Consider the following 20,000-nt stretch of genomic DNA (forward strand, 5'->3'; position numbering starts at 1 on the left):
TTGAGAGGCTAGATCGGGGAGTTTGAGGCTGATGGGCAGGTTTTTGGCAGGATGTGTCTGGGAGGGCGCTTTCGCGAGCAAGCCCGCTCCCACATGGGATCTTGGTTGTTCATACATTTTGTGTCTGGCACAACTCTAGTGTGGGAGCTGGCTTGCTCGCGAATCTTGGCCACACCACCTCCCATCAGTCCGGCTCGCACCCCTTCAACACCAGCCGAATAATCGTCTGCGCCGCCGCTTCATAATCGGCCTCGTCGAGCTTGGCCTTGCCGGTCACCGCCGAGATCTGCCAGTCGAAGTCGGCATAGGTCTGGGTCGCCGCCCAGATGCTGAACATCAGGTGATGAGGATCAATCGCGGCGATCAGGCCGCGATCGACCCAGCTCTGGATGCAATCGATATTGTGCTTGGCCTGGGCGTTGAGCTGCTGCACCTGCTCGGGGCTCAGGTGGGGGGCGCCGTGCATGATTTCGCTGGCGAATACTTTCGAGGCAAACGGCAGGTCGCGGGAGATGCTGATTTTTGAACGGATATAGCCGCTCAATACCTGCTTGGGGTCGCCGTCCGGGTTGAAGGGGGTGGAGGCGGCCAGGATCGGCTCGATGATGCTTTCGAGCACCTCGCGGTAGAGGTTGTCCTTGGACTTGAAGTAGTAATAGACGTTGGGCTTGGGCAGCCCGGCCTTGGCGGCGATATCACTGGTTTTGGTCGCGGCGAAGCCCTTGTCGGCAAACTCCTCGCTGGCAGCCCGCAGGATCAGTTCTTTGTTGCGCTCGCGAATGGTGCTCATAGACCAGATGATTCCTTGCCACGACAGGCGGTTGCGCATGGTAGCACCGGCGATCTGCGCGCCTCAAGAATCTGCCCGCGACGCTTTGTACCACGCTATGCTGCGAAATATCCCACATTAAGGACGTCCGATTCATGGCAGGAAGCAGCTTGTTGGTTTTGATCGATGACATCGCCGCGGTTCTCGACGATGTGGCCCTGATGACAAAAATGGCTGCCAAGAAAACCGCCGGTGTGTTGGGTGACGATCTGGCGCTCAATGCCCAGCAAGTCTCTGGCGTGCGCGCCGAGCGGGAAATTCCGGTGGTGTGGGCCGTTGCCAAGGGCTCGTTTATCAACAAACTGATCCTGGTGCCCACCGCGCTATTGATCAGCGCCTTCGCGCCGTGGGCGGTCACGCCACTGCTGATGCTCGGCGGCGCCTATCTGTGTTTCGAAGGCTTTGAAAAGCTCGCCCATAAATTCCTGCACAGCAAGGCGGATGATCAAGCCGAGCACGCGCAGTTAGTCGAAGCGGTGGCCGACCCCGCAACGGATCTGGTGGCCTTCGAGAAGGACAAGATCAAGGGTGCGATCCGCACCGACTTTATTCTCTCTGCCGAAATCATCGCCATCACCCTGGGGACCGTGGCCGACGCGCCGTTGATGCAGCAAGTTATCGTGCTGTCGGGCATCGCCCTGGTCATGACCATTGGCGTGTACGGCCTGGTGGCCGGCATCGTCAAGCTCGATGACCTGGGCCTATGGATGGCGCAGAAGCCGGGCCAGCTGGTACGCGATATCGGCAACGGGCTTCTGCGGGCCGCGCCGTACATGATGAAAAGCCTCTCGGTGATTGGCACAGCGGCGATGTTCATGGTCGGTGGTGGCATCCTGACTCACGGCGTGCCCGTAGTGCATCACTGGATTGAGAGCGTCAGCCAGAGCGTTGGCGGCATCACTTGGTTGATGCCGACTTTGCTCAATGCCATCGTAGGGATCATCGCTGGGGCGGTGGTACTGGCGCTGGTCTCGGTAGCGAGCAAGCTGTGGCGTGCCTTGAAGGGGTGAGCGAATGAGCGCACTGAAGGCCCTCTGTTGAAGAGGGCCAATGGGGTTGGATTACTGCAGTGCGCTGTAGCCTTTTTCACTGAAAGCCTTGAGCTTCTGTGCTTCCGACCCTGCTGAAACACTGCCGAACTGACCGAAACCTTGTATGTGTTGATCGTTCTGTTGGGGCGAATCCTGGCGCGTGATATCAGTGCGGCCATTGATGTGATTGACTACTTCGGCCAGGTTATAGGCGGCATCAGCGCGTGATTCAGGGTTGCGGTTGGCAGGGCTCCAGTCGCCGGTTTGATTCTTGAGCTGATTGAAGAAACTATTTGCAAAAGGACCGTTTTGTTTCAGGACATCTTTGAGGATCGGATTGTCCTTGAAGATTTGTTGTGCACTGCGCGTATCCCCGGCAGGTCGGCCATGGGCGCCTCTGGGGGCTTGCAGGTCAGGCGTTGTTGAAGTCAGGGGTTCGACTGCCACAGGGCCGAGGGCTACAGGCTGGGTGATGGTGGGTGGGGAAACAGAGATCGTCATGTTGAAATTCCACGGGAGAGTTCGAGGTGGGCAGCGCAGTCAGCCTGTTTTATGTCAGGCGTATCAGCGTGGGTGCTTGAACGTGCGTGGTGAACATGTACGAAACGGTTCCGAGCAGTGCCGGAGAGTGACGCTTACAGCCATTAAAAAGGCCATCGAAGCGATCGATGGCCTTTTGTTTGTGTCGAGTATCACTCTGCTATCTGTAGTTTTCGCGACTCGCTGTACACGTACCGCACCTTTTCATACTCGAACGGCGAGTTCATCTGGCCGTAGCGAAAGCTCGTCTGGTAGCGCTTGTCTACCGCGCGCAACGCCCAGATTTCCGGGTGGTTGGAGCTGACTTCGGCGACGTTGAGGTAGTTGATCTGGGATTCGGCGGTGTAGTCCACCAACAGGCCGCCGGTGTCGCGCAGGTTCGACGGGCCGAGGATCGGCAGGATCAGGTAGGCGCCGCCGGGTACGCCGTAGAAGCCCAGGGTCTGGCCGAAGTCTTCGCTTTGGCGGGGCAGGCCCATGGCGGTGGCCGGGTCCCACAGGCCGGCGATGCCGAGGGTGGTGTTGACCAGCAGGCGGCCGGTGGTTTCCAGGGAACGGTGGCCCTTGAGCTGCAGCAGGCTGTTCATCAGGTTGGGCACGTCGCCCAGGTTGTTGAAGAAGTTGCTGACGCCGGTACGCAGGAAACTTGGGGTGACGTAGCGATAGCCATCGACCACCGGCAAGAATACCCATTGGTCGAAGCGATAGTTGAAGTGGTACACCCGGCGGTTCCACGACTCCAGCGGGTCATAGACGTTGAGGGCGTTGAGGGTCGAACGCTCGAATTCACGCTGGTCCAGGCCAGGGTTGAACTTGAGTTTGCTCAAGGGCTCTTTGAAGCCATCCTGGTCGACCACGGTCGGTGCGTGAGCCTTGCTGTTGTCCGCGTTGGCAACGCCTGCACAGAGTAAGGCCGCGAGAAGCAGGAGATGTTTAGCCACGGAAGAACTCCAGCATAGCGTCGGCGTTGACGCGGTAATTGAGGTTGCCGCAATGGCCGCCCAGTGGGTAGACGGTCAGGCGATCGCCGAAGGTCTTGCGCAAAAAGCCCAGGTCGCCAGGGCCGAGGATCACGTCGTCGGCGTTGTGCATCACGGCAATTTTCGGGCTGTCGCGCAGATAGTCCTCAAGGGCATACAGGCTGACCTGGTCGATCAATTGCAGCAGGCTGCCGCCGTCGGAGCGGGCACGCCACATCGGGATCACTTGTTCGGTGAGGTAGCAGTCGAAATCACATTGCAGCGCACGCTTGAGGAACGGCGTGAGGCTGGTGCTTTCGGTGATCGGGTACTTGGGCGGGATAATCAGGCCACGGCGGTTGATCAGGTCCGAGGTGAAGGCGATATCGGCCGCCGAGAAGCGGAACGAGGTGCCGATCAGCATCGCCATCTGCTCGTTGGTCAGGTGCTCCTTGGAGTTCTGGAAGTCGTAGAGCAGGGCGTCGTTGAGGTCGATGTAGCCTTTTTGCTGGAAGTAACGGGTCAGCTTGTTCAGCACCAGTTCATAGAAGGTGGTGCTGTTGTTGATGCCCTTGACCTCGGTCTGCACCAGTTTGTCGAGGTTGGTGATGGAGGTATAGAGGTTGACTGGCGGGTTGAGCAGCAACACCTTCTTGAAGTTGAAGCTGCGCCGCGTTTCGTCCAGCTTGCTGACGAACGCCGCGTCCAGCGCGCCCAGGCTGTAGCCGGTGAGGTAGAAGTCGGTGACTGGCAACGTGGCGTTTTGCGCACGTACGGCCTGCATCACGCGGTACATGTCCTCGGCGTCTTCCTGGGTGATGCCGGGGGTGGCAAAGCGCGAGGCGGCGCTGATGAAGTCAAAGCTGGTAGGCGACGACAACTGGACGACGTGGTAGCCGGCCTTGTAGTAGAGCTTTTTCAGGTATTCATTCAGGCTGCTGTCAAAGCGCGCACCGGTGCCGGCGATCAAGAAGATCAGCGGTGCCGCACGGTCTTGCTTGGCAATGCGGTAGGTGAGTTTCTTCACCGCCCAGAAGTTGTCGGGCAGGCTGAATTCACGCTCCGGGCGCATGGTCAGGGTGTAGTCGGACTGGTTGATGTCATCGATGGATGGCAAGTCCGGCCGCAGGTCCGGTGGCGTTGTGGCGATGGTCGCTTCGAACGGGTTGGTCAAAGGGTAGCCATAGCTGGCCGGGTCGATATCGACCGCCAGTGCTGACGCACTCAAAAAAAGGCCGCCCAACAGGGCAGCACAGCGCAAGGAACGGAGCATGACTAAATCCCTAAGAGGAAAACGTGCTGAATGAAGTTCGCAGGCTATGACCACCGCGTTGTCACCGAAGTGCCAGCCATCGGCACTAAATATCGGAAAAAAACGTAGGAATCGGGGTAATAGTAGCCAGACGATACACTTTGGCACGCTTTGATGAATAGTTATCTGCGTGCAACCCTTGCCAATGGCCCCCGGGAGATTAAGCTGGGCGCCGTTTTCGCCTATCGGAGTGCCCTTATGTCCCCTCGTTTGCCGCTGATCCTACTGCTGTTGGCCTTGCCGTTATGGTTGGCCGCCAGTTATGGCGCCCGTTACGGGTTTATGGAAGACGGGCAGTGGGTGGGCATCTGCGCTGACGACGCCAGCCGCTGGGAGTGCCAGTTGCGCGCCAATCTGGGGTTGATGATTCACTTTCGGGTGCTGGGTTGGGCCGCGTTGGTCACGTCGATTCTGGCGTTCTTGCTGCCAGGCCGTGCGGGCTGGGGATTGGCGGTGTTGGGCCTGGCGTTCGGAATCCCGGCATTGGCGTTGTACAACACCAATTTTGCGGTGTTTGCGTTGGTGATTGCCGGGTTGCGATTGGTCAGGGCGCCTCGGGCTGTCTGATAGGGCCAATCGCAGCATAGGTATCTACACAACTTTCAGAAACTGACGCCCCCCCCGTGGCGAGCGGGCTTGTCGGAACGCCGCATCGCCCGCGCTGGGCTGCGAAGCAGCCCCAAAAAGCCCGCCGCGTTTCTTCAGATAAATCGCGATGGCCGGATTTAGGGCTGCTTCGCAGCCCAGCGCGGGCGATGCGGCGTTCCGACAAGCCCGCTCGCCACAACTGCGCAATATGCTTGGATTTAGGTGTTGCGGCAAAGTTGTGTAGATACCGATGCCAATCGCAGGCAAGCCAGCTCCCACATTTGAATGTATTCACAGATCAAAATGTGGGAGCGCGCGATAGCAATCTCAGGGTTTGCGCACCCGCAGGCAACGCCACAGGGCAGCCACCACCAAACCACTGACCAATGCCCAACCCAGCGCCTGCTGGTTCATCAAGCCTTCGCGGTACAGCTGCGGCGCAATGCCGGCACCGATGATGAAGGCCAGCAGGGCAATTTCCCGCCGTGGTCCGGTAACCGGGCGCAGCAGGTACACCAGCGCCGGCAGCAGCAGGGCGGCGCTGGGGAAGCTGCGGTAGCGAGGGTCGAACACCAGCGCCAGCATCATCACTGCCGTGGCAAACCCGGCAAATGCGATCAGCCAGCCAGCGCGTTGCTCCAGCCAGGCGAAGGCCCGTTCACGCCAACCCTGGCGAGCGCTCAAGGCCAGGGCTGCATGGGCCAGCACCAACAGGTTCAGGGCCAGCAACAGGCCGGCCCAGATCCACTCATCAGTGAAGCGCGCCGTCACCCGGGTCAGTTCGGCCCAGCTGCCAATGGAGCCGGCCGCCACTGCGCCCAGCAACGGCAGCAACAACGCGGCGCGTGTGCTGCGAACACTCCCACCAAGCACCAGGGTGCCGAGCAGGATCAGCCCGCCAACGCCCAGCCACACCGGCCAGTACGGCACGTTGGTGACCGGACCGGCCAGAATGCCCTTGTCTTGGCGATCGGCATCAAACAGCCCCCAGTAACCGCCAACCGCACCTTCGCTGGCGCGCTTCCACGGCTGGTCAAAGGCTTCGATCAGGTTGTAGTGCCAGTCATTGGCTTCGGCCATGGCGACAAAACCGCGAATGAACTTGGCTTCGTTGACCCGGCTCGGGACGGCGGTTTCGCGCTGGCGGCCTTCGCTGGGCCAGCCGGTTTCGCCAATCATCACGTCCTTGGGGGCGAAGCGGTTGCCGAATGTCTGGCGAATATCGCCGACATGGCGCAGGGCCTGATCGATACCTGCCGGGTCATCTTCCCAGTACGGCAACAGGTGGATGGTCAGGAAATCTACGGCCGGGGCAATTTCCGGGTGCTGCAGCCAGAACTCCCAGACGTCGGCGTAGGTAACTGGCTGCTGGATCTGGCTTTTGACTTGTTCGATCAGCTTCACCAACTGCGTGGCGGTGATTTCCTTGCGCAGCAGGGCTTCGTTGCCGACGATCACCGACGTGACCACGTCGGGGTTGGCATTGGCCGAGGCGATCAGCTTGTCGACTTCCTTGGCATTGTCCACCGGGTTGCTGCTGATCCAGGCACCGCTCATCAACTTCAGGCCATGCTTGCGCGCCAGGTCGGGCAGGGCTTCGAGGCCGGTCATGGAGTAGGTGCGGATGCACTCAAAGCGCGTGGCCAACAGTGCCAGGTCGGCGTCCATGCGCTCGGGGCGCAGCTTGAACGGCTGGTCGAATGGCGATTGGTCCTTGTCGAATGGCGTGTAGGACGCGCATTGCAGCTTGTGACTGGCGCTGGCCACGTCCGGCAGCACCACTGGCTGGCCAAGGCCGTACCAGTAGCCGCCGAGGGCAAACAGGCCGAGCAACAAGGCAAATACATAAGGCAGGAAGGGGAAGCGGGCAGTCGCGGTCATGGTCAGGCCGTGTGGGAGCAAAGGCGCGCATCTTACCTGCATTTGCCGGTTTTCAGGGGCGCCGCATAATTTTGACATGCAAAGTTCGGGCGGAATTTTGACGTTACTTCCTGCGAATTGTCCTACTGGCGTTGTGATGTCGTTTCTTGCTCCGCTGAGGTCGTAGTCAGAGCAGGTCCACAGGGGCAGCAGGTTGATGATCGAACGGCACCACCTGACAACAGGTTGACGTCGCTCGGCATCCGCCGGGCGCAGCACTTTCGGGGAAGCACTATGAAGATGCGACGACTTTTGGGCGCAGCTGCCACGTTGGTAGTTGCGATGAGCTCCACACTGGCCAGCGCCGACAGCAAGACCCTGAGCATCGGCTATGTGGACGGCTGGTCGGACAGTGTCGCCACCACCCACGTGGCCGCTGAAGTGATCAAGCAAAAGCTGGGTTATGACGTGAAACTGCAGGCGGTCGCCACCGGGATCATGTGGCAGGGGCTGGCCACCGGCAAGCTCGACGCCATGCTGTCGGCCTGGCTGCCGGTGACCCATGGTGAGTACTGGACCAAGAACAAGGACAAGGTGGTCGACTACGGCCCCAACTTCAAGGATGCGAAGATCGGCTTGATCGTGCCGGAGTACGTCAAGGCCAAGTCCATCGAGGACTTGAAGACCGACACCACCTTCAAGAACAAGATTGTCGGCATCGATGCCGGTTCAGGGGTAATGCTCAAGACTGATGAAGCCATCAAGCAATACGGGCTGGACTATAAGCTGCAAGCCAGTTCCGGCGCAGCCATGATCGCCGAACTGACCCGTGCCGAAGACAAGCAGGACTCCATCGTGGTGACGGGTTGGGTGCCACACTGGATGTTCGCCAAATGGAAACTGCGTTTCCTTGATGATCCAAAAGGCATTTATGGCGCCGCCGAGACGGTCAATAGCATCGGCAGCAAGGGCCTGGAAAAGAAAGCCCCGGAAGTCGCGGCGTTCCTGAAGAAATTCCAGTGGGCCTCCAAGGATGAAATCGGCGAAGTGATGCTGGCCATCCAGGAAGGCACCAAGCCTGACGTGGCGGCCAAGGATTGGGTCGCCAAGCACCCTGAGCGTGTGGCCGAGTGGACCGCCCAATAATCGGATAAACCTGTAGGAGCGGGCTTGCTCGCGAAGAACGCAAAGACGCCGCAATCATCCAGGGTGTGCGCGTTATCGTTGACGTTTTTCGCGAGCAAGCTCGCTCCTGCAATTGTTTCTGTCGCCCCCCAAACCCTCGCTACACTGGTTCTAAGACTAAGGTCGTCTGGAACCTGTCCTGCAGCCGCATACAGTGGATACGTTCCAATAATAAAAAAGCTGTGCTGCGAGGATAAAAACAATGAACGACAGCATTTACCTCTCGATTCAAAACAGCCCGCGCTTCAAGGAGCTGGTAAGAAAAAGGGAAAAGTTCGCCTGGATTCTCTCGGCGATCATGCTTGGGCTTTACTCCGGATTCATCCTGTTGATCGCCTACGGACCCCAAGTCCTGGGGGCCAAGATCAGTCCTGAATCGTCCATAACCTGGGGAATCCCTATCGGGGTCGGGCTGATTGTCTCGGCCTTTGTTCTCACAGGCATCTACGTGCGACGCGCCAACGGCGAATTCGACGACCTGAACAATGCGATTCTCAAGGAGGCTGCGCAATGATCCGTCGTCTATTGGCTGTATTCGGCGCTTCGCTTTTTGCTCCTGCCGTTTGGGCGGCGGACGCATTGGCCGGTGAAGTGCACAAGCAACCGCTGAACATCGCAGCGATCCTGATGTTTGTCGCCTTCGTCGGCGCAACATTGTGCATTACCTACTGGGCATCCAAACGTAACAACTCGGCGGCCGACTACTATGCGGCCGGCGGCAAGATCACCGGTTTCCAGAACGGCCTGGCGATTGCCGGCGACTATATGTCGGCCGCGTCCTTCCTGGGGATTTCCGCGCTGGTGTTCACCTCTGGCTACGATGGCCTGATCTACTCGATCGGCTTCCTGGTGGGCTGGCCGATCATTCTGTTCCTGATCGCCGAGCGCCTGCGTAACCTGGGCAAGTACACCTTCGCTGACGTGGCGTCCTATCGCCTCGGGCAGACCCAGATCCGCAGCCTGTCGGCCTGTGGTTCGCTGGTGGTGGTGGCGTTCTACCTGATCGCGCAGATGGTCGGCGCGGGCAAGCTGATCCAGTTGCTGTTCGGCCTTGATTACCATGTAGCGGTGATCCTGGTGGGCATCCTGATGTGCCTCTATGTGTTGTTCGGCGGCATGCTGGCGACCACCTGGGTACAGATCATCAAGGCAGTGCTGCTGCTGTCCGGTGCCTCGTTCATGGCGCTGATGGTGATGAAGCACGTCAACTTCGACTTCAACATGCTGTTCTCCGAGGCGATCAAGGTTCACCCTAAGGGTGAGGCGATCATGAGCCCGGGTGGCCTGGTGAAAGACCCGATTTCGGCGTTCTCCCTCGGCCTAGCCCTGATGTTCGGTACCGCTGGCCTGCCACACATCCTGATGCGCTTCTTCACCGTGAGTGACGCTAAAGAAGCCCGTAAGAGCGTGCTGTATGCCACTGGCTTTATCGGCTACTTCTATATCCTGACCTTCATCATCGGCTTCGGCGCGATTCTGCTGGTCAGCACCAACCCGGCGTTCAAGGATGCAGCAGGCGCTCTGTTGGGCGGCAACAACATGGCGGCGGTGCACCTGGCCAACGCGGTGGGCGGCAGTATCTTCCTGGGCTTCATCTCGGCCGTGGCGTTTGCCACCATCCTCGCGGTGGTTGCCGGCTTGACCCTGGCCGGTGCTTCGGCGGTGTCCCATGACCTGTATGCCAGCGTGATCAAGAAAGGCAAGGCCAACGAGAAGGATGAGATTCGCGTGTCGAAGATCACCACCATCGCCCTGGCAGTGCTGGCGATTGGCTTGGGTATTCTGTTCGAAAGCCAGAACATTGCGTTCATGGTCGGCCTGGCGTTCTCCATCGCGGCCAGCTGCAACTTCCCGGTGCTGCTGCTTTCCATGTACTGGAAAAACCTCACCACCCGTGGCGCAATGATTGGCGGTTGGCTGGGCCTGGTCAGTGCGGTAGGCCTGATGATTCTGGGTCCGACCATCTGGGTCTCGATCCTGCATCATGAAAAGGCGATCTTCCCGTACGAATACCCGGCGTTGTTCTCGATGATCATCGCGTTCGTGGGTATCTGGTTCTTCTCCATCACCGACAAGTCGGCTGCGGCGGTGAAAGAACGAGCGCTGTACTTCCCGCAGTTTGTGCGTTCACAGACTGGCCTGGGGGCAAGCGGGGCGGTTAACCACTAAGCTTGTAGCCCAATAAGAAATGCCCCGGTCGAAAGGTCGGGGTATTTTTTTGCCTGGGGTTCTGTGTTGCCTGGGCTATTGCTTTCGCGAGCAAGCCCGCTCCCACAGTTGACCGCATTTCAACGGGTGTACACGGTCAGCTGTGGGAGCGGGCTTGCTCGCGAAAGCGTTATGTCAGACAGCGCAAAAAAAAACGGCCTCCACTAAGGGAGGCCGTTCTCAATGCAGCTAAGCAGTTTAATGCTTACTTGCGGTCTTCCAGCTTGGTAATGTCACGCGACTCGTAGCCGGTGTACAGCTGGCGCGGGCGGCCAATCTTGTACGGGCTGGAGAGCATTTCTTTCCAGTGGGAGATCCAGCCCACGGTCCGCGCCAGGGCGAAGATCACGGTGAACATGCTGGTTGGAATGCCGATCGCCTTGAGGATGATCCCCGAGTAGAAGTCGACGTTCGGGTACAGCGAGCGTTCGATGAAGTACGGGTCGGTCAGGGCGATCTCTTCCAGGCGCATGGCCAGTTCGAGTTGCGGATCGTTGTTGATCCCCAGTTCCTTCAATACTTCGTCGCAGGTCTGCTTCATTACGGTGGCGCGTGGGTCGCGGTTCTTGTAGACCCGGTGACCGAAGCCCATCAACTTGAACGGATCGTTCTTGTCCTTGGCCTTGGCAATGAACTTGTCGATGTTGGACACATCGCCGATTTCATCGAGCATGGTCAACACGGCTTCGTTCGCACCGCCGTGGGCAGGGCCCCACAGTGCGGCGATACCCGCGGCGATACAGGCGAACGGATTGGCACCCGAGGAGCCCGCCAGGCGCACGGTGGAAGTCGAGGCGTTCTGTTCGTGGTCGGCATGGAGGATGAAGATCCGGTCCATTGCCTTGGCCAGCACCGGGCTGATCGGTTTGATCTCGCACGGGGTGTTGAACATCATGTGCAGGAAGTTTTCCGCGTACGTCAGGTCGTTGCGCGGGTACATCATGGGTTGGCCCATGGAGTACTTGTAAACCATTGCGGCCAGGGTCGGCATCTTGGCAACCAGGCGGATCGCGGAGATTTCGCGATGCTGCGGGTTATTGATGTCCAGGGAGTCGTGATAGAAGGCCGACAGGGCGCCGACTACGCCGCACATGACGGCCATCGGGTGGGCGTCGCGACGGAAGCCGTTGAAGAAGGTCTTCAACTGCTCGTGAACCATGGTGTGGTTCTTCACGGTGCTGACAAACTGGGCTTTTTGCTCGGCTGTTGGCAATTCGCCATTTAGCAGCAGGTAGCAGGTTTCCAGGTAGTCCGATTTCTCGGCCAGTTGTTCGATCGGGTAGCCACGATGTAGCAGAATGCCATTGTCGCCGTCGATATAGGTAATCTTCGACTCGCAAGAAGCGGTCGACATGAAGCCTGGGTCGAAAGTGAAACGGCCCGTGGCCGTCAGGCCCCGTACGTCGATAACATCGGGACCAACGGTGCCGGTTAAAATGGGCAGCTCGACGGGGGCTGCGCCCTCGATGATCAACTGCGCTTTTTTGTCAGCCATGTGGCCTCCTATTTATGCTTCAAATCATCAGACAGACCCCCCACGCAGGGCCCGCACCACTATATTGATATAAATCCAGATGTCAATTTGCCTAAAGTCTTGCCCCAGAAGGCTTTAACCGTACTTTTTCCTCGAAATTGCCTGCCGTTTACGCCTTTTATCCCGTCAGCGCAATCAGCTATTAGGGTGAGGAGCGCGCGTTGTCATTAGTAGCCTAACTGTCTATACTCGGCCACCGACCGCCAAGGGCTTTTGGGCTTGCTTTCATTGGGGGTCGCACTCCCTGGGTGGTGCTTACCTGACCAGTGCACTCCCCAACAACTTTGCCCTGATTGTTAGGGGCTCTTCAGTGTGAAAAAAAGCCGTGAATAGCCAACGACCTGTAAACCTAGACCTAAGGACCATCAAACTCCCCATCACCGGCGTTACGTCGTTCCTGCACCGTGTTTCCGGCATCATCCTGTTCCTGGGCTTGGGCATCATGCTTTATGCATTGAGCAAATCCCTGGGTTCCGAGGAAGGATACGCCGAGGTGAAGGCATGCTTGACCAGCCCGCTGGCCAAGTTCGTAGCATGGGGCCTCCTGTCCGCTCTGCTGTATCACCTGGTAGCCGGTGTGCGCCACTTGATCATGGATATGGGCATCGGTGAGACGCTGGAAGGCGGCCGCCTGGGCTCGAAAATCATCGTCGCCATTTCCGTGGTGCTGATCGTTCTGGCAGGAGTTTGGATATGGTAACCAGCGTTACGAACCTTTCGCGTTCGGGCCTCTATGACTGGATGGCGCAGCGTGTGTCTGCGGTCGTTCTCGCGGCTTATTTCATTTTCCTGATCGGGTACCTCGTTGCAAACCCTGGCATTGGCTACGCCCAATGGCACGGTCTGTTCTCCCATAACGGGATGCGTATCTTCAGTCTGCTCGCCCTTGTGGCCCTGGGCGCTCACGCCTGGGTCGGCATGTGGACCATCGCGACCGACTACCTGACGCCGATGGCGCTGGGCAAGTCCGCGACTGCAGTACGTTTCCTTTTCCAGGCAGTATGCGGCGTCGCGATGTTCGCTTACTTCGTCTGGGGTGTGCAGATTCTCTGGGGTATCTGATTCATGGCTAACATTCCAACGATTTCTTTTGACGCCATCATTATTGGTGGCGGCGGCGCCGGCATGCGTGCTGCACTGCAGCTGGCCCAGGGCGGTCACAAGACGGCCGTGATTACCAAGGTGTTCCCGACCCGTTCCCATACCGTATCGGCCCAGGGTGGCATCACCTGCGCCATCGCGTCTGCCGATCCGAACGATGACTGGCGCTGGCACATGTACGATACCGTCAAGGGTTCCGACTATATCGGTGACCAGGACGCTATCGAGTACATGTGTCAGGAAGGCCCGGCCGCGGTGTTCGAGCTGGACCACATGGGTCTGCCGTTCTCCCGTACAGAGCAAGGTCGTATCTACCAGCGTCCATTCGGTGGCCAGTCCAAGGATTACGGTAAAGGCGGCCAGGCTGCCCGTACCTGCGCAGCTTCCGACCGTACCGGTCACGCGCTGTTGCACACCCTTTATCAGGGCAACCTGAAAGCCGGCACCACGTTCCTGAACGAGTACTACGCAGTTGACCTGGTGAAAAACCAGGACGGCGCATTCGTCGGCGTGATCGCTATCTGCATCGAAACCGGTGAAACCACCTACATCCGCGCCAAGGCTACCGTTCTGGCGACTGGCGGTGCAGGTCGTATCTACGCATCGACCACCAATGCCCTGATCAACACCGGCGACGGCGTTGGCATGGCCCTGCGTGCAGGCGTTCCGGTGCAAGACATCGAAATGTGGCAGTTCCACCCAACCGGCATCGCCGGCGCCGGTGTACTGGTTACAGAAGGGTGCCGTGGTGAAGGCGGTTACCTGATCAACAAGCACGGCGAGCGTTTCATGGAGCGTTATGCTCCGAACGCCAAGGACCTTGCCGGTCGTGACGTGGTTGCCCGTTCGATGGTTAAAGAAATCATCGCCGGCAACGGTTGCGGTCCGAACGGCGACCACGTGATGTTGAAGCTCGATCACCTGGGCGAAGAAGTGCTGCACAGCCGCCTGCCAGGTATCTGCGAACTGTCCAAGACTTTCGCGCACGTTGACCCGGTTGTTGCTCCGGTTCCGGTTGTTCCAACTTGCCACTACATGATGGGCGGCGTGCCGACCAACATTCATGGCCAGGCGATCACCCAGAACGCCGAAGGCGTGGACGAGATCATTCATGGTCTGTTCGCTGTGGGCGAAGTGGCTTGCGTATCGGTTCACGGTGCCAACCGCCTGGGCGGTAACTCGCTGCTCGACCTGGTGGTCTTCGGCCGCGCTGCCGGCCTGCACCTGGAAAAGGCGCTGACCGACGGCATCGAATACGATGACGCCACCGACGCCAACATTGAAGCTGCCCTGGCGCGTCTGAACGCTCTGAACGAGCGCACTGATGGCGAAGACGTGGCAACCCTGCGTCGCGAGCTGCAAAGCTGCATGCAGAACTACTTCGGTGTATTCCGTACTGGCGAATACATGCAGAAGGGTATTACCCAGCTGGCCGACCTGCGCAAGCGGATTGCCAACGTCAAGATCAACGATAAGAGCCAGGCGTTCAACACCGCTCGTATCGAAGCCCTTGAGCTGCAAAACCTGCTGGAAGTGGCTGAAGCGACTGCGATCGCCGCCGAGGTTCGTAAAGAATCCCGTGGTGCCCACGCTCGTGAAGACTTTGAAGATCGCGATGACGAAAACTGGTTGTGCCACACCCTGTACTTCCCGGGTGACAAGCGCGTAACCAAGCGTGCCGTGAACTTCTCGCCGAAGACGGTTCCGACGTTTGAACCGAAGATTCGGACTTACTAAGGGTGGCTGCCATGTTGAAAGTCAGTGTTTATCGCTACAACCCTGATCAGGACGCTGCGCCGTTCATGCAGGAATTTGAGGTCGATACCGGTGGTAAAGACCTGATGGTGCTGGATGTGCTGGCCCTGATCAAAGAGCAGGACGAAGGTTTCTCCTATCGTCGCTCTTGCCGTGAAGGCGTCTGCGGTTCCGACGGCATGAACATCAACGGCAAAAACGGCCTGGCGTGTGTTACGCCGCTGTCTGCCGTGGTCAAGAAAGGCAAGCTCGTTGTCCGTCCATTGCCAGGTTTGCCGGTTATCCGTGACCTGGTCGTCGATATGAGCATCTTCTACAAGCAATACGAGAAGGTTAAGCCATTCCTGCAGAACGACACGCCGGCTCCGGCCATCGAGCGTCTGCAGTCCCCGGAAGAGCGCGAGAAGCTCGACGGTCTGTACGAGTGCATCCTGTGCGCTTGCTGCTCGACCTCTTGCCCGTCCTTCTGGTGGAACCCGGACAAGTTCCTGGGTCCAGCTGCACTGCTGCAAGCCTATCGCTTCCTGGCAGACAGCCGTGACACCAAGACGTCCGAGCGTCTGGCTTCACTGGATGACCCGTTCAGCGTATTCCGCTGCCGCGGGATCATGAACTGCGTCAACGTATGTCCCAAAGGCCTGAACCCGACTAAGGCCATTGGTCACATCCGTAATATGCTGCTGCAAAGCGGCGTGTAAGACGTTGTAGCAAAAGCAGGACCGTTGTGCCCGTAAATGCTACGGCGCAGGCTTCAACCGGCGCCGTAGTTTTAACTTGAGCAGCGACTTACAAAGCCGCAGCTCTTATTTTGAAGAAATGAGACAAGCAGGGGCATTCGGGTTGGTACCCGAACTATCAGCGTGATCCTAAGTGGCTTGTTTTGGTCGCTGCACTTGGCCTTTTGCAAGCAAACTCGGTGTTTTCGCCGGTGGTGTCCCCAAATCGAGGGTGACCAAGCATGCAAGAAAGCGTGATGCAGCGCATGTGGAACAGCGGCTATCTTTCAGGTGGTAACGCTGCCTATGTGGAAGAGCTTTATGAGCTCTACCTGCACGACCCTAACGCTGTGCCAGAAGAATGGCGCACCAAATTTCAGACGTTGTCTTCAGACGGCAACGCTGCCACCGATGTATCGCATGCAACAATTCGCGATCAATTTGTGCTGCTGGCAAAGAACCAGCGCCGCGCCCAACCGGTTTCCGCCGGGAGCGTGAGCAGTGAGCACGAGAAGAAGCAAGTTGAAGTACTGCGACTGATCCAGGCCTACCGTATGCGTGGCCACCAGGCAGCCCAGCTTGACCCGCTGGGGCTGTGGCAGCGTCCTGCACCTGCAGACCTGTCGATCAATCACTACGGCTTGACCAATGCCGATCTTGATACGATTTTCCGTGCCGGCGACCTGTTCATCGGCAAAGAGGAAGCGAGCCTACGCGAAATTCACGAAGCGTTGCAGCAGACATATTGCCGCACCATCGGCGCTGAATTTACGCATATCACCGATTCCGAGCAGCGTCACTGGTTCCAGCATCGCCTGGAAGGCGTGCGTGGCCGTCCGGTGCTGTCCGCCGATGTGCGTGGCCACCTGCTTGAGCGCGTAACCGCTGCCGAAGGCCTGGAAAAATACCTGGGCACCAAATACCCGGGCACCAAGCGTTTCGGCCTGGAAGGCGGCGAAAGCCTGATTCCGATGCTCGACGAACTGATCCAGCGTTCCGGTTCCTACGGTACCAAGGAAATCGTGATCGGCATGGCTCACCGTGGTCGCCTGAACGTGTTGGTCAACACCTTCGGCAAGAACCCACGCGAGCTGTTCGACGAGTTCGAAGGCAAGAAGAAGGTCGAGCTGGGTTCCGGTGACGTCAAGTACCACCAGGGCTTCTCGTCCAACGTGATGACCACCGGCGGTGAAGTTCACCTGGCCATGGCGTTCAACCCATCCCACCTGGAAATCGTTTCTCCAGTGGTCGAGGGTTCGGTGCGTGCTCGCCAGGATCGTCGCAACGATTCCACCGGTGAGAAGGTCCTGCCGATTTCCATCCACGGTGACGCGGCATTCGCCGGTCAAGGCGTGGTCCTGGAAACGTTCCAGATGTCGCAGACCCGCGGCTTCAAGACCGGCGGTACGGTTCACATCGTTATCAACAACCAGGTTGGCTTCACTATCAGCAACCCGCTGGACGCGCGCTCTACCGAGTACGCGACCGACGTTGCCAAGATGATCCAGGCGCCGATCCTCCATGTGAATGGCGATGATCCGGAAGCCGTATTGTTCGTGACCCAACTGGCCATTGACTACCGCATGCAGTTCAAGCGTGACGTGGTCATCGACCTGGTTTGCTACCGCCGTCGCGGTCACAACGAAGCGGATGAGCCTAGCGGCACCCAACCGTTGATGTACCAGCAGATCACCAAGCAGCGCACCACCCGTGAGCTGTACGCCGAAAGCCTGACCAAGGCCGGCGTGCTGGATGAAGCGCGTGTTCAGGCGAAAATCGATGAATACCGCAACGCGCTGGACAACGGTCTGCATGTAGTAAAAAGCCTGGTCAAAGAGCCGAACAAAGAGCTGTTCGTGGACTGGCGCCCGTACCTGGGCCACGCCTGGACTGCACGTCACGACACCTCGTTCGATCTGAAGACCCTGCAGGAACTGTCCGCCAAGCTGCTGGAAATCCCGGAAGGCTTCGTAGTACAGCGCCAGGTTGCGAAGATCTACGAAGACCGTCAGAAGATGCAAGCCGGCGGCCTGCCGATCAACTGGGGTTATGCCGAAACCATGGCATACGCGACCCTGGCGTTCGAAGGTCACCCGATCCGCATGACCGGCCAGGACATCGGCCGTGGTACGTTCTCGCACCGTCACGCGGTATTGCACAACCAGAAAGACGCGGGCACCTACATCCCGTTGCAGCACCTGTATGAAGGCCAGCCACGTTTCGACCTGTACGATTCGTTCCTGTCCGAAGAAGCCGTGCTGGCGTTCGAATACGGTTACTCGACCACCACGCCAAACGCGCTGGTGATCTGGGAAGCCCAGTTCGGCGACTTCGCCAACGGTGCCCAGGTGGTTATCGACCAGTTCATCACCAGCGGCGAGCACAAGTGGGGCCGTCTGTGCGGTCTGACCATGTTGCTGCCACACGGTTATGAAGGTCAGGGTCCGGAGCACTCCTCGGCCCGTCTGGAGCGTTACCTGCAATTGTGCGCCGAGCACAATATCCAGGTGTGCGTGCCGACTACCCCGGCCCAGATCTACCACTTGCTGCGTCGTCAGGTGATCCGCCCGCTGCGCAAGCCGTTGGTAGTGCTGACTCCGAAATCGCTGTTGCGTCACAAATTGGCCATCTCGACCCTGGAAGATCTGGCCGATGGTTCGTTCCAGACCGTTATTCCGGAAATCGACACCCTGGACGCGGCCAAGGTCACTCGCCTGATCCTGTGCAGCGGCAAGGTTTACTACGACTTGCTGGAAAAACGTCGTGCCGAGGGCCGCGAAGACATCGCCATCGTGCGTATCGAGCAGCTTTACCCGTTCCCGGAAGACGACCTGATGGAGGCCATCGCGCCTTACACCAACCTCACCAATGTGGTGTGGTGTCAGGAAGAACCGATGAACCAGGGCGCGTGGTACAGCAGCCAGCATCACCTGCGTCGCAGCATCGGCAACCACAACAAGGCCCTGGGCCTGGAGTACGCCGGTCGTGATGCTTCTGCTGCACCTGCTTGTGGTTATGCATCGATGCACGCCGAGCAGCAGGAAAAACTGCTGCAAGATGCTTTCACTGTTTAACGCCTTCGCGCTGACTGAAACCGAATTTTAAGGACCCACAGATAATGGCTATCGAAATCAAAGCCCCGTCATTCCCGGAATCGGTTGCCGATGGCACCGTTGCCACCTGGCACAAGAAACCAGGCGAGGCCGTCAAGCGTGACGACCTGATCGTCGACATCGAGACTGACAAGGTCGTCCTGGAAGTGTTGGCCGAAGCCGACGGCGTCCTGGGTGCCATCGTTGCCGAAGAGGGCGCAACCGTCCTGTCCAACCAGGTCCTGGGCTCGATCGAAGCGGGCAGCGCTGCTGCCGCTGCTCCAGCCGCCGCTGCTGCTCCGGCTGCCGCACCTGCTGCTGCCGCTCCGGCCGCTCCGGCCGCTGGTGGTGAAGATCCAATCGCTGCACCGGCTGCGCGTCAGCTGGCTGAAGAAAACGGCATCAACCTGGCTTCCATCAAAGGCACCGGCAAAGACGGCCGTGTGACCAAGGAAGACGTGGTTGCCGCGGTTGAAGCCAAGAAAAACGCTCCAGCTGCCGCACCTGCCAAGGCTGCTGCCCCGGCTGCCGCTGCTCCTGTGTTCGCCGCTGGCGACCGCACCGAGAAGCGCGTACCGATGACCCGCGTTCGTGCCACCGTGGCCAAGCGCCTGGTTGAAGCACAGTCGAACATGGCGATGCTGACCACTTTCAACGAAGTCGACATGACTGAAGTCATGGCCCTGCGTTCGAAGTACAAGGACCTGTTCGAGAAGTCCCACAATGGCGTGCGCCTGGGCTTCATGTCGTTCTTCGTGAAAGCGGCCACCGAAGCACTCAAGCGCTTCCCGGCAGTCAACGCTTCCATCGACGGCAGCGACATCGTTTACCACGGCTATGCGGACGTCGGCGTTGCCGTCTCCAGCGACCGTGGCCTGGTGGTACCGGTCCTGCGTAACGCCGAGCTGATGAGCCTGGCTGAAATCGAAGGCGGCATCGCTGGCTTCGGCAAGAAAGCCCGTGACGGCAAGCTGACCATCGACGAGATGACCGGCGGTACCTTCACGATCACCAACGGTGGTACTTTCGGTTCGATGATGTCGACCCCGATCGTCAACCCGCCGCAAGCCGCGATCCTGGGCATGCACAACATCATCCAGCGTCCTATGGCCATCAATGGCCAAGTCGTGATTCGTCCGATGATGTACCTGGCACTGTCCTACGATCACCGCCTGATCGATGGTAAAGAAGCCGTGACTTTCCTGGTGACCATCAAGAACCTGCTGGAAGATCCAGCTCGTCTGCTGCTGGATATCTGATAAAGCGGCCGTGAGCCGCAAGTTTCAAGCT

Annotated in this window: 17 protein-coding genes; 11 read left to right on the plus strand and 6 right to left on the minus strand. The window is 58.8% G+C overall.

Annotated elements, in window-relative coordinates; genetic code table 11:
- Positions 1–184: 184 nt before the first annotated feature.
- Positions 185–790, minus strand: a complete 606-nt coding sequence (locus tag GDV60_RS08755) for a TetR/AcrR family transcriptional regulator (RefSeq protein ID WP_029292641.1) — start codon at positions 788–790, stop codon at positions 185–187.
- Between the two features lie 134 nt (positions 791–924).
- On the opposite strand from GDV60_RS08755, the gene GDV60_RS08760 reads away from it, so the two are divergent.
- Positions 925–1,839, plus strand: a complete 915-nt coding sequence (locus GDV60_RS08760) for a DUF808 domain-containing protein (RefSeq protein ID WP_159906880.1) — start codon at positions 925–927, stop codon at positions 1,837–1,839.
- A 51-nt stretch (positions 1,840–1,890) separates the two neighbouring features.
- On the opposite strand, the gene GDV60_RS08765 is transcribed toward GDV60_RS08760, so the two are convergent.
- From GDV60_RS08765 to GDV60_RS08775, 3 genes are all read right to left on the minus strand, one after another.
- On the minus strand, positions 1,891–2,361 hold the full coding sequence (locus GDV60_RS08765; RefSeq protein WP_159906882.1) for a hypothetical protein: 471 nt from the start codon (positions 2,359–2,361) through the stop codon (positions 1,891–1,893).
- Between the two features lie 191 nt (positions 2,362–2,552).
- The gene (locus GDV60_RS08770) at positions 2,553–3,341 is read right to left on the minus strand and encodes a VacJ family lipoprotein (protein ID WP_070995408.1); all 789 of its coding nucleotides are present in this window, start codon (positions 3,339–3,341) and stop codon (positions 2,553–2,555) included.
- Positions 3,334–4,632, minus strand: coding sequence for a serine/threonine protein kinase (locus GDV60_RS08775; RefSeq protein WP_092234639.1), 1,299 nt, complete (start codon positions 4,630–4,632; stop codon positions 3,334–3,336). Before GDV60_RS08775 ends, GDV60_RS08770 begins: the two co-directional genes overlap by 8 nt.
- 237 nt (positions 4,633–4,869) lie before the next feature.
- On the opposite strand from GDV60_RS08775, the gene GDV60_RS08780 reads away from it, so the two are divergent.
- Positions 4,870–5,238 (plus strand): hypothetical protein, encoded by a 369-nt coding sequence (locus tag GDV60_RS08780; RefSeq protein ID WP_029292649.1) that lies wholly within the window; start codon positions 4,870–4,872, stop codon positions 5,236–5,238.
- Positions 5,239–5,586: 348 nt separating this feature from the next.
- Here GDV60_RS08780 and GDV60_RS08785 read toward each other — a convergent pair whose 3' ends face one another.
- A complete protein-coding gene (locus GDV60_RS08785; protein WP_371923819.1) occupies positions 5,587–7,140 on the minus strand; it encodes a beta (1-6) glucans synthase in 1,554 nt (517 codons plus the stop codon).
- Positions 7,141–7,413: 273 nt separating this feature from the next.
- Here GDV60_RS08785 and GDV60_RS08790 point away from each other — a divergent pair, with 273 nt between their 5' ends.
- The 3 genes from GDV60_RS08790 (at position 7,414) to GDV60_RS08800 (ending at position 10,473) form a co-directional block, all read left to right on the plus strand.
- Positions 7,414–8,265 (plus strand): glycine betaine ABC transporter substrate-binding protein, encoded by an 852-nt coding sequence (locus GDV60_RS08790; RefSeq protein WP_029292653.1) that lies wholly within the window; start codon positions 7,414–7,416, stop codon positions 8,263–8,265.
- Between the two features lie 241 nt (positions 8,266–8,506).
- Positions 8,507–8,818, plus strand: coding sequence for a DUF485 domain-containing protein (locus GDV60_RS08795; protein ID WP_029292656.1), 312 nt, complete (start codon positions 8,507–8,509; stop codon positions 8,816–8,818).
- Complete coding sequence (locus GDV60_RS08800) at positions 8,815–10,473, plus strand: cation acetate symporter (RefSeq protein ID WP_029292658.1); 1,659 nt, start codon at positions 8,815–8,817, stop codon at positions 10,471–10,473. The genes GDV60_RS08795 and GDV60_RS08800 overlap by 4 nt, the downstream gene beginning before the upstream one ends.
- Positions 10,474–10,717: 244 nt before the next feature.
- Here GDV60_RS08800 and gltA read toward each other — a convergent pair whose 3' ends face one another.
- The gene (gltA, locus tag GDV60_RS08805; protein ID WP_003222994.1) at positions 10,718–12,007 is read right to left on the minus strand and encodes a citrate synthase; all 1,290 of its coding nucleotides are present in this window, start codon (positions 12,005–12,007) and stop codon (positions 10,718–10,720) included.
- Positions 12,008–12,371: 364 nt separating this feature from the next.
- On the opposite strand from gltA, the gene sdhC reads away from it, so the two are divergent.
- From sdhC to odhB, 6 genes are all read left to right on the plus strand, one after another.
- The gene (sdhC, locus tag GDV60_RS08810; protein ID WP_070995406.1) at positions 12,372–12,746 is read left to right on the plus strand and encodes a succinate dehydrogenase, cytochrome b556 subunit; all 375 of its coding nucleotides are present in this window, start codon (positions 12,372–12,374) and stop codon (positions 12,744–12,746) included.
- Complete coding sequence (gene sdhD / locus GDV60_RS08815) at positions 12,740–13,108, plus strand: succinate dehydrogenase, hydrophobic membrane anchor protein (protein WP_029292670.1); 369 nt, start codon at positions 12,740–12,742, stop codon at positions 13,106–13,108. The genes sdhC and sdhD overlap by 7 nt, the downstream gene beginning before the upstream one ends.
- 3 nt (positions 13,109–13,111) lie before the next feature.
- Complete coding sequence (gene sdhA, locus GDV60_RS08820; RefSeq protein ID WP_029292672.1) at positions 13,112–14,884, plus strand: succinate dehydrogenase flavoprotein subunit; 1,773 nt, start codon at positions 13,112–13,114, stop codon at positions 14,882–14,884.
- A gap of 11 nt (positions 14,885–14,895) precedes the next feature.
- Positions 14,896–15,600, plus strand: a complete 705-nt coding sequence (locus GDV60_RS08825) for a succinate dehydrogenase iron-sulfur subunit (RefSeq protein WP_029292674.1) — start codon at positions 14,896–14,898, stop codon at positions 15,598–15,600.
- A 260-nt stretch (positions 15,601–15,860) separates the two neighbouring features.
- Positions 15,861–18,692: a 2-oxoglutarate dehydrogenase E1 component gene (locus GDV60_RS08830; RefSeq protein ID WP_070995405.1), complete on the plus strand. Its 2,832-nt coding sequence runs from the start codon at positions 15,861–15,863 to the stop codon at positions 18,690–18,692.
- 44 nt (positions 18,693–18,736) lie between these two features.
- Positions 18,737–19,969, plus strand: a complete 1,233-nt coding sequence (gene odhB / locus GDV60_RS08835) for a 2-oxoglutarate dehydrogenase complex dihydrolipoyllysine-residue succinyltransferase (RefSeq protein ID WP_159906887.1) — start codon at positions 18,737–18,739, stop codon at positions 19,967–19,969.
- Positions 19,970–20,000: the final 31 nt, after the last annotated feature.

Origin of the sequence: Pseudomonas sp. DTU12.1, assembly GCF_009873475.1 — a bacterium.
In the GTDB taxonomy this organism is placed as follows: Bacteria; Pseudomonadota; Gammaproteobacteria; order Pseudomonadales; family Pseudomonadaceae; genus Aquipseudomonas; species Aquipseudomonas proteolytica.

What these genes read in the sequence shown, in the direction of transcription:
- GDV60_RS08775 (WP_092234639.1), bottom strand. Translation starts at nt 4,632, where the DNA reads ATGCTCCGTTCCTTGCGCTGTGCTGCCCTGTTGGGCGGCCTTTTTTTG.
- GDV60_RS08785 (WP_371923819.1), bottom strand. Translation starts at nt 7,140, where the DNA reads ATGACCGCGACTGCCCGCTTCCCCTTCCTGCCTTATGTATTTGCCTTG.
- GDV60_RS08765 (WP_159906882.1), bottom strand. Translation starts at nt 2,361, where the DNA reads ATGACGATCTCTGTTTCCCCACCCACCATCACCCAGCCTGTAGCCCTC.
- GDV60_RS08795 (WP_029292656.1), top strand. Translation starts at nt 8,507, where the DNA reads ATGAACGACAGCATTTACCTCTCGATTCAAAACAGCCCGCGCTTCAAG.
- sdhD (WP_029292670.1), top strand. Translation starts at nt 12,740, where the DNA reads ATGGTAACCAGCGTTACGAACCTTTCGCGTTCGGGCCTCTATGACTGG.
- GDV60_RS08800 (WP_029292658.1), top strand. Translation starts at nt 8,815, where the DNA reads ATGATCCGTCGTCTATTGGCTGTATTCGGCGCTTCGCTTTTTGCTCCT.
- GDV60_RS08790 (WP_029292653.1), top strand. Translation starts at nt 7,414, where the DNA reads ATGAAGATGCGACGACTTTTGGGCGCAGCTGCCACGTTGGTAGTTGCG.
- odhB (WP_159906887.1), top strand. Translation starts at nt 18,737, where the DNA reads ATGGCTATCGAAATCAAAGCCCCGTCATTCCCGGAATCGGTTGCCGAT.
- GDV60_RS08780 (WP_029292649.1), top strand. Translation starts at nt 4,870, where the DNA reads ATGTCCCCTCGTTTGCCGCTGATCCTACTGCTGTTGGCCTTGCCGTTA.
- GDV60_RS08825 (WP_029292674.1), top strand. Translation starts at nt 14,896, where the DNA reads ATGTTGAAAGTCAGTGTTTATCGCTACAACCCTGATCAGGACGCTGCG.
- gltA (WP_003222994.1), bottom strand. Translation starts at nt 12,007, where the DNA reads ATGGCTGACAAAAAAGCGCAGTTGATCATCGAGGGCGCAGCCCCCGTC.
- GDV60_RS08755 (WP_029292641.1), bottom strand. Translation starts at nt 790, where the DNA reads ATGAGCACCATTCGCGAGCGCAACAAAGAACTGATCCTGCGGGCTGCC.
- GDV60_RS08830 (WP_070995405.1), top strand. Translation starts at nt 15,861, where the DNA reads ATGCAAGAAAGCGTGATGCAGCGCATGTGGAACAGCGGCTATCTTTCA.
- GDV60_RS08760 (WP_159906880.1), top strand. Translation starts at nt 925, where the DNA reads ATGGCAGGAAGCAGCTTGTTGGTTTTGATCGATGACATCGCCGCGGTT.
- sdhA (WP_029292672.1), top strand. Translation starts at nt 13,112, where the DNA reads ATGGCTAACATTCCAACGATTTCTTTTGACGCCATCATTATTGGTGGC.